The 14,432-nt window shown below is 69.8% G+C and carries 10 protein-coding genes, 1 tRNA gene and 1 pseudogene; 1 reads left to right on the plus strand and 11 read right to left on the minus strand.

Annotated features, from left to right (window positions below):
* A partial coding sequence (locus ACWCP2_RS02190) for an integrase core domain-containing protein (protein WP_450906922.1) occupies nucleotides 1–100 on the plus strand: 100 nt, incomplete at its 5' end.
* Here the strand turns inward: ACWCP2_RS02190 and ACWCP2_RS02195 are convergent.
* The 11 genes and pseudogenes from ACWCP2_RS02195 to dnaA all read right to left on the minus strand — a co-directional run.
* Entirely contained in the window at nucleotides 97–1,404 is a 1,308-nt protein-coding gene (locus ACWCP2_RS02195; protein WP_450906697.1) for a hypothetical protein, read from the minus strand. The genes ACWCP2_RS02190 and ACWCP2_RS02195 overlap by 4 nt on opposite strands.
* A 124-nt stretch (nucleotides 1,405–1,528) precedes the next feature.
* On the minus strand, nucleotides 1,529–1,663 hold the full coding sequence (locus ACWCP2_RS02200) for a DLW-39 family protein (RefSeq protein WP_208809277.1): 135 nt from the start codon (nucleotides 1,661–1,663) through the stop codon (nucleotides 1,529–1,531).
* Between the two features lie 145 nt (nucleotides 1,664–1,808).
* Nucleotides 1,809–1,882, minus strand: a tRNA-Ile gene (locus tag ACWCP2_RS02205).
* 107 nt (nucleotides 1,883–1,989) lie between these two features.
* The gene (locus tag ACWCP2_RS02210) at nucleotides 1,990–2,532 is read right to left on the minus strand and encodes a DUF3566 domain-containing protein (RefSeq protein ID WP_450906698.1); all 543 of its coding nucleotides are present in this window, start codon (nucleotides 2,530–2,532) and stop codon (nucleotides 1,990–1,992) included.
* Between the two features lie 86 nt (nucleotides 2,533–2,618).
* Complete coding sequence (gyrA, locus tag ACWCP2_RS02215) at nucleotides 2,619–5,234, minus strand: DNA gyrase subunit A (RefSeq protein WP_450906699.1); 2,616 nt, start codon at nucleotides 5,232–5,234, stop codon at nucleotides 2,619–2,621.
* 40 nt (nucleotides 5,235–5,274) lie between these two features.
* Nucleotides 5,275–7,332, minus strand: a complete 2,058-nt coding sequence (gene gyrB, locus ACWCP2_RS02220; protein ID WP_450906700.1) for a DNA topoisomerase (ATP-hydrolyzing) subunit B — start codon at nucleotides 7,330–7,332, stop codon at nucleotides 5,275–5,277.
* A 406-nt stretch (nucleotides 7,333–7,738) separates the two neighbouring features.
* On the minus strand, nucleotides 7,739–8,284 hold the full coding sequence (locus ACWCP2_RS02225) for a DUF721 domain-containing protein (protein WP_450906701.1): 546 nt from the start codon (nucleotides 8,282–8,284) through the stop codon (nucleotides 7,739–7,741).
* A complete protein-coding gene (recF, locus tag ACWCP2_RS02230) occupies nucleotides 8,281–9,417 on the minus strand; it encodes a DNA replication/repair protein RecF (RefSeq protein WP_450906702.1) in 1,137 nt (378 codons plus the stop codon). The genes ACWCP2_RS02225 and recF overlap by 4 nt, the downstream gene beginning before the upstream one ends.
* 126 nt (nucleotides 9,418–9,543) lie before the next feature.
* Nucleotides 9,544–10,419 (minus strand): phosphogluconate dehydrogenase (NAD(+)-dependent, decarboxylating), encoded by an 876-nt coding sequence (gene gnd, locus ACWCP2_RS02235; protein WP_450906703.1) that lies wholly within the window; start codon nucleotides 10,417–10,419, stop codon nucleotides 9,544–9,546.
* A 329-nt stretch (nucleotides 10,420–10,748) separates the two neighbouring features.
* Complete coding sequence (gene dnaN / locus ACWCP2_RS02240; protein ID WP_243331110.1) at nucleotides 10,749–11,879, minus strand: DNA polymerase III subunit beta; 1,131 nt, start codon at nucleotides 11,877–11,879, stop codon at nucleotides 10,749–10,751.
* 891 nt (nucleotides 11,880–12,770) lie between these two features.
* Nucleotides 12,771–14,177, minus strand: a pseudogene (gene dnaA / locus ACWCP2_RS02245) (chromosomal replication initiator protein DnaA); the annotation flags it as partial.
* Nucleotides 14,178–14,432 lie beyond the last annotated feature (255 nt).

Here is a 14,432-nt window from a genome sequence, read left to right on the forward strand (position 1 = left end):
CGACTGGATCGACTGGTACAACTACCACCGACCCCACACCGGCATCCAAAGCCAAACACCCGCCAGCCGCGTCACCAACCTGCCCGGACAACACACCTAGGCCGTGCGCCGCCGGGCCAGCAGGGTCCAGCCGCCGAGCACGAGCAGCAGCAGCGTCCCCGTGCCGAAGCCGGCGCCCGCGACCATCCGCATCACCGACCGGTTCTCCGCGGCAACGCCGGCCTCCACCGCCGTGGTGCCCTCCTTGGCGGCCGTACGGTCCTCGGCCCCCACCCCGAACCCGGCCGCCGCGAGGTCCTCCGCGTACGCCGGAGCCTTGCCCGGGGCCCCGATGATCTGCGTGCGCAGGGTCAGCGGGACGGGCACCGCGTCCTGGGTGAACTCCCCGGCCTTCCCCGCCATGGTCACCGCGACGTAGTACCAGCCGGCCACCCGGACCGCCCCGAGCTTGCGGTCGGACGCAAAGCGGTTCTCGTAGGCCACCGGCGGTGTCCGCGGCAGCATGAGCCCCGCCTGCTTCCCGTCGTACGAGGCGTCCTCGCTGTCGATCAGGGACCGGTACGGGCTGTACAGCGCGACGGAGAGCCCGGGCGAGGCGTACCCGGAGTCCTTCGTCATCGTCGCCGCCGAGAGTTCCGCCGCGAGGCCCAGCTGCTGCCCCCAGTCGAGCGGCACCCGGTAGTACCGGGTCTGCCCGGGCCGCAGCTCGTCGCTCCACACCCCGCTGTCCAGGGCCCGCGCGTCGTTGAAGCCGGTCCCGCCGGCCCGCGCGGCCGCGTCGCTGCCCGGCAGGGTCGGGGAGGCGGAGGGCCAGACGCTGGGGGCGGCGGTGGGTGCGTTGCTGCCGCCGAGCTTCGGCTCGCGCTGGACCCGCAGTTCCAGGGGCCAGGGCGCCGGGTCCCCGTCCTTGGCCGTCTCGCGCGCGACCTTGACGTAGTAGGTGCCGGTCCCCTGGCAGGCGGCGTCCTCCTGCATGATCCGGCCGCCCACCGCGCTGATGGGGACGGCGTCGTACCCGAAGGAGGCCCGTCCCGGACCGCTCTGGCAGGAGCGGTTCTCGATGCTGAGGACGTCCACCTCCAGGCCGTCGCCGTAGCTCACCTTGGCACCGTGCGGGGGCTGCAGCACCGCGGAGACGTACACGCTCGACCGGTCGTCGAGGTTGAGCCGGTAGTACCGCTCCCCGGGGGCGAGCGTGTCCTTGTAGACCGAGCCGGCCTTCAGCTCCGGCGCACCGGCCGTGGAGGACTTCCCCGCCACCGCGAGCGCACCGTCCGCGCCCCGGTAGGCGGGCACCGGCTGCGGGGTCCCGGCCGCGCCCGCCGCTCCCGGCAGGGCCAGGGCCAGCCCGAGGGCGGCCAGCGCCGCCGCGGCGGCCGTCCGTACCCGACGTACCCCACCCATCACACGCACCCACCCCGAGTTTGCCAACGCAAGCAACTTCTTTGCATACCGCAATAATTCGTCACAGAGCAGCACAAAGCCCCGACCGCAGCGGCAGTCGGGGCTCTGGGATCAACCTCGGGTCTCACACACCGGAACCAGAAGGCACGGAGTCGGTTGCCTCCGTCCACAGGTCCTGCTCCGCACGGTCCGCCTGGATCTGGCGGTACACGAGGAGCCCGCCGATGGCGGCCAGTGCGACCAGGAGCAGCTTCTTCACCGCGCGACCTCGTCTTTCGTTGACGTAGGGGACTTCTGGCGCCCAACAATACACACCGACCGATACCGATCGGTGACCTGTCACCCCACCAACTGGCCCAACGGCAAAGACCCCCAGGCCATGGGCCTGGGGGTCTTCGACACTGTGGGGCTAACAGGATTTGAACCTGTGGCCTCATCCTTATCAGGGATGCGCTCTAACCAACTGAGCTATAGCCCCATCCGCGCTGCGCGCTGACTTCTGAAGGTTAGCGCACAGACCCGGTGACTCCAAAATCGGTTCCCGTGACCCGTCTGCGCAGGTCACCAGCCCCGTTCCCGGAAGCTCTACTCGTCCTCGGCGAGCGTCAGCTCCACACCGCCGACGAAGCCCGCCGACAGGTTGTAGATGAACGCGCCCAGGGTCGCCAGCGCCGTCATGAGCACCACGTCGATGACCGAGATCACCGTCGTGAAGATCAGAACGCGCGGCAGCGACAGGAAGGTCTGGAGGTCGAAGCCGTTGCTCTCGTTCGAGCCGGTGGCCTCACTGATCGTGCCGCCGACGCTGGAGAAGATGCCCATGGCGTCCATGACCATCCACAGCACCACCGCCGCGACGATCGTGCACACGCCCAGCGCGATCGACAGCAGGAAGCTGACCTTCATCACCGACCAGGGGTCCGCCTTGGCCACCCGCAGCCGCGCCTTGCGCGTCCTGGGCGCCGTACGGGCCCCCGTGCGCGGCTTGCGCTGCGCACCGGCGTCGCCGGCCCCGCGCGGCGCCCCGGGGCCCTGGGGCGCCGAGTACGCCTGCGGCGGGTGGTAGGGCTGCTGAGGGCCGGCCCCCGCCTGAGGCTGGGGCGGCTGCGGTCCTCGGGTGTCCGTCACGGTTCCCCCCTGCGCGTCCGCGGCGGGGCCACGGGCACCGTTCGCTCCAGTGTGGGCCGGTCCGGCGCCCGTGGCTCCGCTCACGCTTACTCCTCGTGCTCCCCAGCCGAGGGCTCCGTGCCCCCGGCAGCCTCGGCGGTCAGCCCTTCGGCGGCCGCCTCGGTCCCGATCTCGTTCTCGCTGTCGTCGGCCTCGTCAGTTTCCTGACCGGCCTCCGCGTTGCGGGCGATGCCGACGACGGCATCGCGCTTGCCCAGGTTGATCAGCTGGACGCCCATGGTGTCACGGCCGGTCTCCCGTACTTCGTTGACGCGCGTACGAATCACACCACCGCTGAGCGTGATGGCGAGGATTTCGTCCGTTTCGTCGACCACGAGCGCCCCGACGAGCGAGCCGCGGTCCTCCACGATCTTCGCCGCCTTGATGCCCAGGCCACCACGGCCCTGGACGCGGTACTCGTCCACCGGCGTCCGCTTGGCGTAGCCGCCGTCGGTCGCGGTGAAGACGAACGTACCGGGCCGGACCACGCTCATGGACAGCAGTTCGTCCCCTCCGCGGAAACTCATGCCCTTCACGCCCGAGGTGGCGCGGCCCATCGGGCGCAGCGCGTCGTCGGTCGCCGTGAAGCGGATCGACTGCGCCTTCTTGCTGATGAGCAGCAGGTCGTCCTCGGCGGACACCAGCTCGGCGCCGATCAGCTCGTCGTCGCTGCCGTCCTCGGTCTCCCGCAGGTTGATGGCGATGACGCCACCCGAACGGGGCGAGTCGTAGTCCTTGAGCGCCGTCTTCTTCACCAGGCCGCCCTTGGTGGCCAGGATCAGGTACGGGGCGGCCTCGTAGTCGCGGATCGCGAGGATCTGGGCGATCTTCTCGTCCGGCTGGAAGGCCAGCAGGTTCGCCACGTGCTGCCCGCGGGCGTCGCGGCCGGCGTCCGGCAGCTCGTACGCCTTGGACCGGTAGACCCGGCCCTTGTTCGTGAAGAACAGCAGCCAGTGGTGCGTGGTGGACACGAAGAAGTGGTCGACGAGGTCGTCCTGCTTCAGCTTCGTGCCGCGCACGCCCTTGCCGCCGCGCTTCTGCGAGCGGTAGTCCTCGGTCTTGGTGCGCTTGACGTACCCGCCGTGGGTGATCGTGACGACGATGTCCTCTTCGGCGATCAGGTCCTCCATGGACATGTCGCCGTCGAAGGGCACCAGCTTGGAACGCCGGTCGTCGCCGAACTTCTCGACGATGGCCGCCAGTTCCTCGCTGACGATCTGACGCTGGCGCTCCTCGGAGGCCAGGATCGCGTTGTACTCGTTGATCTTGGCCTGGAGCTCGTCGTGCTCGGCGACGATCTTCTGCCGCTCCAGGGCCGCCAGGCGGCGCAGCTGCATCTCCAGGATCGCGTTCGCCTGGATCTCGTCGATCGACAGCAGGCCCATCAGGCCCTCGCGGGCGATCTCGACCGTGTTGCTGCGCCGGATCAGCGCGATGACCTCGTCGATCGCGTCCAGCGCCTTGAGCAGACCGCGCAGGATGTGGGCGCGCTCCTCCGCCTTGCGCAGGCGGAAGCGCGTGCGCCGGACGATGACCTCGATCTGGTGCGTCACCCAGTGGCGGATGAACGCGTCGATCGACAGCGTGCGCGGCACGCCGTCCACCAGCGCCAGCATGTTCGCGCCGAAGTTCGTCTGCAGGTCGGTGTGCTTGTACAGGTTGTTCAGCACGACCTTGGCGACGGCGTCGCGCTTGAGGACGATCACCAGGCGCTGGCCGGTCCGGGACGAGGTCTCGTCGCGGACGTCGGCGATGCCGCCGACCTTGCCGTCCTTCACCAGGTCGGCGATCTTCTGCGCCAGGTTGTCGGGGTTGGTCTGGTACGGAAGCTCCGTGACCACCAGGCACTGGCGGTTCTGGATCTCCTCGACCTCGACCACCGCGCGCATCGTGATGGAGCCGCGACCGGTCCGGTACGCCTCCTCGATGCCCTTGCGGCCCACGACCAGGGCGCCCGACGGGAAGTCCGGGCCCTTGATCCGCTCGATGAGCGCGTCCTGGAGCTCCTCGTGCGAGGCCTCCGGGTGCTCCAGCGCCCACTGGGCGCCGGCCGCGACCTCGCGCAGGTTGTGCGGCGGGATGTTGGTGGCCATGCCGACCGCGATACCGGCGGAGCCGTTGATCAGCAGGTTCGGGAACCGCGCCGGAAGGACGGTCGGCTCCTGGTTGCGGCCGTCGTAGTTGTCCGTGAAGTCGACGGTCTCCTCGTCGATGTCCCGGAGCATCTCCATGGCCAGCGGCATGAGCTTGCACTCGGTGTACCGCATCGCGGCCGCCGGGTCGTTGCCCGGGGAGCCGAAGTTGCCGTTGGAGTCCACCAGCGGCATGCGCAGCGACCACGGCTGGGCCAGACGGACCAGGGCGTCGTAGATCGAGGAGTCACCGTGCGGGTGGTACGTGCCCATGACGTCACCGACGACGCGGGCGCACTTGTAGAAGCCCTTCTCGGGCCGGTAACCGCCGTCGTACATCGCGTACAGCACACGACGGTGGACCGGCTTGAGGCCGTCCCGTACGTCGGGCAGCGCGCGCGAGACGATGACGGACATCGCGTAGTCGAGGTAGGAGCGCTGCATCTCCGTCTCGAGCCCGACGGGCTCGATGCGCACGACGGGCTGCTCCTCGGCGGATTCAGCGGCGGTGGGCGTGGTTTCGTCGGCCATTGCTGGTCAAAGGTCCTTTCAGGCGGTCAGCTGAGCCGACTCAGATGTCGAGGAAGCGAACGTCCTTGGCGTTGCGCTGGATGAAGGAGCGCCGGGCTTCGACGTCCTCACCCATCAGCACCGAGAACAGGTCGTCGGCCTGCGCGGCGTCGTCCAGGGTGACCTGGCCGAGCACGCGGTGGTCCACGTCCATGGTGGTGATGCGCAGTTCCTCGGCGTTCATCTCGCCCAGACCCTTGAAGCGCTGGATCGAGTCTTCCTTGATCCGCTTGCCGTTCTGCTTGCCGAGCTCGACCAGGGCGTCGCGCTCGCGGTCCGAGTACGCGTACTCGAAGTCGTCGCGGCCCCACTTGATCTTGTACAGCGGCGGACGCGACAGGTACACGTGCCCGGCCTCGACCAGCGGCCGCATGAAGCGGAACAGGAAGGTCAGCAGCAGGGTGTTGATGTGCTGGCCGTCGACGTCGGCGTCCGCCATCAGGATGATCTTGTGATAGCGGAGCTTCTCGATGTCGAAGTCCTCGTGCACACCCGTGCCGAAGGCGCTGATCAGCGCCTGGACCTCGGTGTTCTGGAGGATCTTGTCGATGCGCGCCTTCTCGACGTTCAGGATCTTGCCGCGGATCGGCAGGATGGCCTGGTACATCGGGTTGCGGCCGGACTTCGCCGAGCCGCCGGCCGAGTCGCCCTCGACGATGAAGATCTCGCACTTGGTCGGGTCGTTGGACTGGCAGTCCGACAGCTTGCCCGGCAGCGAGGCCGACTCCAGCAGACCCTTGCGACGGGTGAGGTCACGGGCCTTGCGGGCCGCGACGCGCGCCGTGGCCGCCTGGATCGACTTGCGGATGATGTCCGCGGCCTCGTTCGGGTTGCGGTCGAACCAGTCGTTGAGGTGCTCGTGCACGACCTTCTGCACGAAGGTCTTCGCCTCCGTGTTGCCCAGCTTGGTCTTCGTCTGGCCCTCGAACTGCGGCTCGCCCAGCTTCACCGAGATGATCGCCGTCAGACCCTCGCGGATGTCCTCACCGGCGAGGTTGTCGTCCTTCTCGCGCAGGAACTTCTTCTCGCGCGCGTAGCGGTTCACCAGACCCGTCATCGCCGCGCGGAAGCCCTCTTCGTGGGTACCGCCCTCGTGCGTGTGGATCGTGTTCGCGAAGGAGTAGACGCCCTCGGTGTACTGCGAGTTCCACTGCATCGCGATCTCGACCGAGAGCATGCGCTCCTTGTCCTCGGCCTCGACGTCGATGACGGTCGGGTGGATCAGCTCGCCCTTGCGCGCGTTCAGGTACTTCACGAAGTCGACGATGCCGCCCTCGTAGTGGTACTTGACCGTCCGCGCCTGCTGGTCGTCGGTCTCCTCGGCGGTGTCCGCGCCCATCGTGGCCTTCGCCGACTCGCGCTCGTCCGTCAGCGAGAGGGTCAGGCCCTTGTTGAGGAAGGCCATCTCCTGGAAGCGGCGCGAGAGCGTCTCGAAGGAGTACTCGGTGGTCTCGAAGATGTCGCCGTCGGCCCAGAAGGTCACCGAGGTGCCCGTCTCGGACGTCTCCTCGTTCTTCAGCAGGGCCGCGGTGGGGACACCGAGCTTGTAGTCCTGGGTCCAGCGGAAACCGTCGGTCTTGACCTCGACGGCCACCTTGGTGGACAGGGCGTTCACGACGGAGACGCCGACGCCGTGCAGACCGCCGGAAACGGCGTAGCCGCCACCGCCGAACTTGCCGCCCGCGTGCAGCACCGTCAGCACGACCTCGACGGCCGGCTTCCCCTCGGACGGCACGATGCCGACCGGGATACCGCGGCCGTTGTCGACCACGCGTACGCCGCCGTCGGCGAGGATCGTCACGTCGATGGTGTCCGCGTGCCCGGCCAGGGCCTCGTCGACCGAGTTGTCGACGACCTCGTACACGAGGTGGTGGAGCCCGCGCTCACCGGTCGAGCCGATGTACATGCCGGGCCGCTTGCGGACCGCGTCCAGGCCCTCGAGGACCTGGATGGCACTGGCGTCGTACGAGGACGTGACCTCGCCGTTCTGGCCGACTGTGGACTGGTTGTCGTTGGGGTTGCCGGAATCGGCCACGAAGCGCCCTTTCTGGCACAGCACAGGCCGTACTCCGGGCCGGCATGCATGCAAGCGGGAGCGGCTGCGTCGATCTGCGTTGTCAGCGGTGGTCAGCTTTACTCGACTGGATCCCGCGCGTGCGCGGGATTCTCGTTCAGTCTACCGGTATCACCCCCATGAATGGGCGTTTGCCGGTACCTGAGTCCGCATGTGCCGCCCGGAAACTCCTCTCTCCGACTCCCCATATACGGGCAGGGGCCCAAAGAGGCTCACACGGGCATTGAGAGCTTCGGGCTGTCAACCTCCCGCTACCGTGAGGGACACCACCCGCGACCGCGTCCGTACGGGTGACCGCCCGACCCCTACTCACCCGTACGGGTGTGCGCGCGGGCAGGCGTACGAAGTCCCCCGCGCGCGGTCGCACCACGCCGGGCCGGACTCCCCCCGATCACCCGTAGGTGTCCCCCGGGCCGGTGCTCCCCGGCGCCCGCCAGGGCCCGTACCGCTTCGGCCCGCCGCCCGGACCGTGCACCTTGATCAGCCTGACGGTGCCCTGCCCCAGGTCCGCGTTGAGCCGCGCCACCAGCTGCGGGGCCAGCAGCTTCAGCTGCGCCGCCCACGCCGAGGAATCACAGCGCACCACCAGCTCGCGGTCCTCGTACCGGTCCGGCACGCAGTGCGTCGCGATGTCCTGGCCGACGATCTCCGGCCAGCGCTCCATCACGCCCGCCACCGCCATCGGCATCTCCCAGCCGCGCTCCGTGCGCAGCCGGTCCAGCGCCGCCATCAGCGGCATCGGGTCCCGGCCGTCCGCGCGGGCGCCCGAGCGCAGACCCGGCTGGTAGCGGCCCTTCTTGTTCTGCGCCGCGTTGCCGCGGGCCCGCGCCTGCTCGCGCGCCGCCGCCAGCGCCTGGCGCGCCAGGTCCACGCCCGAGGGCTCGGGCACCTTGCGCGGCGGCTCCTGCGCGGCCGGCTCCTGCTTCTTGCCGCTCACAGCCGGGTCACCTCCCCGCCCGACACCGCGAACCGGGTCCCGACCAGCACCCCGGGCACGTCGTCGTCCACCGCCGCCGTCACCAGCACCTGCTCGCCCGGCGCCACCAGCTCCGCCAGCCGCTCCCGGCGCCGCGCGTCCAGCTCCGCGAACACGTCGTCGAGGATCAGCACCGGCTCGCTGCCCTCCGCGCGCAGCAGCTCGTAGGAGGCCAGCCGCAGCGCCAGCGCGTACGACCAGGACTCGCCGTGGCTCGCGTACCCCTTGGCCGGCAGCTCCCCGAGCCGCAGCACCACGTCGTCGCGGTGCGGGCCGACCAGGGTCACCCCGCGCTCGATCTCGCCCTTGCGCACCTCGGCCAGGGAGCCGAGGAGGACCTCGTACAGCGCCTCGCGGGTGCGCGCCTCCCCGCGGTCCACCTGCTCGCCCGCGGAGGACTTGTAGGCCACCCCGAGCGGGCCGCCGCCGGGCGCGAGCTGCTCGTACGCCTTGTCCGCCAGCGGCAGCAGCGTCGCGAGCAGGTCGAGCCGGTGGGCCAGCAGCTCCGCGCCCGTGCGCGCCAGGTGCTGGTCCCACACGTCGAGGGTGGACAGGTCCAGCGAGCGGCCGCCGTGCCGGCGGGCCATCGCCGCCGACTTCAGCAGGGTGTTGCGCTGCTTGAGCACCCGTTCGTAGTCCGAGCGGACGGCCGCCATGCGCGGCGAGCGGGCCGTGACGAGCTCGTCGAGGAAGCGGCGCCGCTCCCCCGGATCGCCCTTGACCAGAGCCAGGTCCTCGGGGGCGAACAGCACCGTGCGCACGATCCCCAGCACGTCCCGCGGCCTGACCTGCGAGGACCTGTTGATCCGGGCCCGGTTGGCGCGGCCCGGGTTCAGCTCCAGCTCCACGAGCTGCTGCCGCTCGCCCTGGGTGACGGCGGCCCGGATGACGGCCCGCTCGGCCCCCATCCGCACGAGCGGGGCGTCCGCGGAGACGCGGTGGCTGCCGAGCGTCGCGAGGTAGCCGATCGCCTCGACGAGATTGGTCTTGCCCTGGCCGTTGGGGCCCACGAAAGCGGTGACGCCCGGGTCGAGCGGAACCTCGGCCCGGGCGTACGAGCGGAAGTCGGCCAACGAGAGATGGGAAACGTGCATGTGGCGCCGACCTCCCCCGGCTTCCTGCTGCTCTGCCGTGCTCCGCTCCACAGGCTGTGCACCGGCGGACCGTGATCCGGCGGACTGTGCACCGGTGGACCGTGGAGCCTGTGGAGCGGTTGTGGATTACTTCTTCTCGACCGCGTGGCCGCCGAACTGGTTGCGCAGCGCGGCGATCATCTTCATCTGCGGGGAGTCCTCCTGGCGCGAGGCGAAGCGCGCGAAGAGCGAGGCCGTGATCGCGGGCAGCGGCACGGCGTTGTCGATCGCGGCCTCGACCGTCCAGCGGCCCTCGCCAGAGTCCTGCGCGAAACCGCGCAGCTGCTCCAGGTGCTCGTCCTCGTCCAGCGCGTTCACGGCCAGGTCCAGCAGCCAGGAACGGATGACCGTGCCCTCCTGCCAGGACCGGAAGACCTCGCGGACGTCGGTGACCGAGTCGACCTTCTCCAGGAGCTCCCAGCCCTCGGCGTAGGCCTGCATCATGGCGTACTCGATGCCGTTGTGGACCATCTTCGCGAAGTGCCCCGCGCCGATCTTGCCCGCGTGCACCGCGCCGAACTCGCCCTCGGGCTTCAGTGCGTCGAAGACCGGCTGGACGGCCGCGACGTGCTCCTTGTCGCCGCCGTACATCAGCGCGTAGCCGTTCTCCAGGCCCCATACGCCGCCGGAGACTCCGCAGTCCACGAAGCCGATGCCCTTGGCCGCCAGCTCGGCGCCGTGCTTCTCGTCGTCGGTCCAGCGGGAGTTCCCGCCGTCGACGACGATGTCGCCGGGCGAGAGCAGCCCCGCGAGCTCGTCGACGGTGGACTGCGTCGCCGCGCCGGCGGGGACCATCACCCACACCACGCGGGGGGCCTGCAGGCTGTCCACAAGTTCCGACAGGCTGTGGACGTCGGCGAGGTCCGGGTTGCGGTCGTATCCGATGACGGTGTGGCCGGCGCGGCGGATGCGCTCGCGCATGTTGCCACCCATCTTGCCGAGACCGACGAGACCAAGCTCCATCAGGTGGTTCCTTAACCGTTGTGGCCGTCTGTGCCGGGGTGCTCCCCTGCCCGGGGACATCCCCCCGTGCCGAGCCTACGCCGGGCCGCGGCGCCCGGCGCCACGGGCACTCCGGGTGTCGGCTCCGGGGTGCGCGGCGGGCCGCGCACGAGGCTCCGTACGGGCTCCCGCGCGGCCGCCAGGAGCCGCTGCGAGCCCGCTGCGAGCCCGCTGCGAGGCCGCTGCAAGGCCTTTACGGGGCTTCGCGGGCGGGAGGCGGAACGCCCTCGGGCCCGGTCCCGCGGGGAGCGGGGACGGGCCCGAGGGGGCTTGCCGCGTCGTGTCCGGGCTCAGCCGGAGAGGCGGACCGGCATGATCAGGTACTTGTACGCCTCGTCGGCCTCGGCGTCGACCGCCGGGCGGCCGCTGAGCAGCGCCGGCTTGGTGGACGTGGTGAAGCTCAGCTGCGCGGCCGGGGAGTCGATCGCGCTCAGGCCGTCCAGCAGGAAGGTCGGGTTGAAGGCGATCGAGATGTCGTCGCCCTCCAGCTTCGCGTCGACGCGCTCCACAGCCTGTGCGTCGTCGGAGGAGCCGGCCTCCAGGATCAGCACGCCCTGCTCGAAGCTGAGGCGGACCGGGGTGTTGCGCTCGGCGACGAGGGCCACGCGCTTGACGGCCTCGACGAACGGGGCGGTCTCGATCACGGCGACCGAGTTGAACTCCGTCGGGAAGAGCGTGCGGTACTTCGGCAGGTCGCCCTCGAGGAGGCGGGTGGTGGTGCGGCGGCCGGCGCCCTCGAAGCCGATGAGGCCCTCGCCCTGGCCGGAGCCCGACAGCGCGATGGTGACCGTGTCGCCGCTGGTGAGCGACTTGGCGGTGTCCAGGAGGGTCTTGGCGGGCACCAGGGCCACGGCCGAGGCCTCCGGGTCCTCGGGCTTCCACAGGAACTCGCGGACCGCGAAGCGGTAGCGGTCGGTGGAGGCCAGCGTGACCTTGTCGCCCTCGATCTCGATGCGCACACCGGTCAGCACGGGCAGCGTGTCGTCGCGGCCCGCGGCGATGGCGACCTGGGCGGCGGCGGAGGCGAAGACCTCACCGGGCACGGTGCCGGTCGCGGTGGGCATCGTCGGCAGCGCCGGGTACTCCTCCACGGGCAGCGTGTGGAGGGTGAAGCGCGAGGAGCCGCAGACCACGGTCGCCCGTACACCGTCTGTGGAAATCTCCACTGGGCGGTTGGGGAGGGCGCGGCAGATGTCGGCGAGCAGCCGGCCGGAGACCAGGACCGTGCCGTCCTCCTCGACGTCCGCCTCGACGGAGACGCGGGCCGAGACCTCGTAGTCGAAGCCGGAGAGGGACAGCTTGCCCTCCTCGGCCTTCAGCAGCAGGCCCGCGAGAACGGGCACCGGCGGCCGGGCCGGGAGGCTACGGGCAGCCCAGGCCACCGCCTCCGCGAGTACGTCGCGCTCCACCCGGATCTTCACCGGAAACCGCCTCCTGCTGTTGCTCGCTCGTCCTGCCGGCCTTCGTCGTCGGCTCGTCGATGCCTCGACCGATGCCGGGGACCAGTCTGACGTACGGCGCCGACAGTCGTGGCTGCTGGCGGTCAAGTCGGGAGCGAGGTGTCGGGGAGGGCGATCCACCGAGTTGTGCACAGGTCCTGCTTGAAAACCGAAACCGGGCTAACTCTCTATGGGGGTAGTAGTAGGGCCTGTGGAAACGGTGGATAACAGTGTTTCCACAGGTCAGCCCCGGTTTTTTATGCACACACCCTGTGGGCGACACCGGTGGACAACCTCGTGTCTCTGTGGAGAACGAAAACTTCTGCACAGGCCATCCCCAGATGACCCCGACTACTCCACAGGTGTGTCCCCAGGTTTTCCCGAGTACTCCACAACCCAAACGTCGACTTCGGTGTGACGGCTTTCACTCGGGGCGGTGATGGAGGGTTCCCCGTTGCCGAACAGTGGACAACGGTGTGGGGAAGTCGTCTGATCCTGTGCACAGGACCCGGGAAGCTGTGGACCGGCGGTGGACAACGCGGTGGACAGGCCTGTGGATGAATATTTCGTCCACAGGCTGTGGACAGTCGTTGCGCACAAATCCACAGGGGTCTGACCAGCCCTGATGGTGCCTCACACCTGGGGCCTGTGGACAGTCTTGTGGGTAGCGGACCCCGTCCCCAGGGTGTGGACGGAAGAAAGTCGCCCAATCTGTGGATGAGTTGCCTCCCAGGGGGCGTATTCGAACAGGTTGGGGGCGCGCACATGAAGAAGGGCGCCCCCGAAGTGACCCGGGAGCGCCCTCTTAAAGCGTTTGGAAGGGCTCGGCGAAGGGCTCGGCGGCGCCCGTACGGCACGTCCACGGAGCCGGCGTCAGCCGTTCTTGATGCGGTTGGTGAGCTCGGTCACCTGGTTGTAGATGGACCGGCGTTCCGCCATCAGGGCGCGGATCTTGCGGTCCGCGTGCATGACGGTGGTGTGGTCGCGGCCGCCGAACTGCGCGCCGATCTTGGGCAGCGAGAGGTCCGTGAGCTCCCGGCACAGGTACATGGCGATCTGCCGGGCGGTGACCAGCACGCGGCTGCGCGAGGAGCCGCACAGGTCGTCCACGGTCAGGCCGAAGTAGTCGGCGGTGGCGGCCATGATGTCCGTCGCCGTGATCTCGGGTGCGCTGTCCTCGCCGCCGGGGATCAGGTTCTTCAGCACGTCCTCGGTCAGGCCGAGGTCCACCGGCTGCCGGTTCAGGCTCGCGAAGGCCGTGACCCGGATCAGCGCCCCCTCCAGCTCGCGGATGTTGCGCGAGATCCGGGAGGCGATGAACTCCAGCACCTCCGGCGGGGCGTTGAGCTGCTCCTGCACGGCCTTCTTGCGCAGGATCGCGATGCGGGTCTCCAGCTCGGGCGGCTGGACGTCGGTGATCAGACCCCACTCGAAGCGGTTGCGGAGCCGGTCCTCCAGGGTGACGAGCTGCTTGGGCGGCCGGTCGGAGGAGAGCACGATCTGCTTGTTGGCGTTGTGGAGCGTATTGAAGGTGTGGAAGAACTCCTCCTGCGTCGACTCCTTGCTCGCGAGGAACTGGATGTCGTCGACGAGCAGGATGTCCATCTCGCGGTAGCGCTTGCGGAACGCGTCGCCCTTGCCGTCGCGGATCGAGTTGATGAACTCGTTGGTGAACTCCTCGGAGCTCACGTACCGCACCCGGGTGCCGGGGTAGAGGCTCCGCGCGTAGTGCCCGATGGCGTGCAGCAGGTGCGTCTTGCCGAGGCCCGACTCCCCGTAGATGAAGAGGGGGTTGTACGCCTTCGCCGGCGCCTCGGCGACGGCCACTGCGGCGGCGTGCGCGAAGCGGTTGGAGGCGCCGATGACGAAGGTGTCGAAGAGGTACTTGGGGTTCAGCCGGGCGGTCGGCTCCAGCGGGCCCGAGGTGGAACCGCCGGACGGCGCCGAGGGCGCGGGCCGGCTGGGCGCCGGCCGCGGGGCGGACTGCTGCTCGTAACCCTGCTGCTCGTACGGGCGGGCGGAGCGCTGCTGCTGACCGTTGTACCCCTGGTCCTCGTACTTCTGCTGTTCGTAGGAGCCCTGGTCGTAGGAGGAGGGCTCCGACTGCTGCATGTAGCCGGGCTGCGGGGAGGCGTACGGATCGCGCTCAGGGAAGCCGCCGAGGCGGGGCTGCTGCCAGCCGTAGTCGTCCTGCTGGCCGCCGCGGGGCCAGGCGCCGGGCTCGGAGCGCTGCTGCTGGTAGTCCGGGTAGGCGGGACGGGCATTGGGGAGCTGGTCGTCGGCCGGGCCGGTGTGACCGCCGGGGCCCGTGTGGCCCATGGGCCCGGTGTGACCGCCGGGGCGCTGACCGCCGTACGGTTCGTAGCCCTCGCGTGAGGAAGACGCGGAGGGGGCCGGGGGCGAGGGTTCGCCGGCGGAGTCGTCGACGGTGATCGCGATCCGGATGGGCCGGCCGCACTCGCGGCTGAGGGCGTCGCTGATCAGCGGGGCGAGCCGGCCCTCGAGGATGCGCTTGCCGTACTCATTGGGGACGGC

It is taken from the genome of Streptomyces sp. NPDC002104 (assembly GCF_053593795.1).

What these genes read in the sequence shown, in the direction of transcription:
- ACWCP2_RS02195 (WP_450906697.1), bottom strand. Translation starts at nt 1,404, where the DNA reads ATGGGTGGGGTACGTCGGGTACGGACGGCCGCCGCGGCGGCGCTGGCC.
- gyrA (WP_450906699.1), bottom strand. Translation starts at nt 5,234, where the DNA reads ATGGCCGACGAAACCACGCCCACCGCCGCTGAATCCGCCGAGGAGCAG.
- recF (WP_450906702.1), bottom strand. Translation starts at nt 9,417, where the DNA reads ATGCACGTTTCCCATCTCTCGTTGGCCGACTTCCGCTCGTACGCCCGG.
- gnd (WP_450906703.1), bottom strand. Translation starts at nt 10,419, where the DNA reads ATGGAGCTTGGTCTCGTCGGTCTCGGCAAGATGGGTGGCAACATGCGC.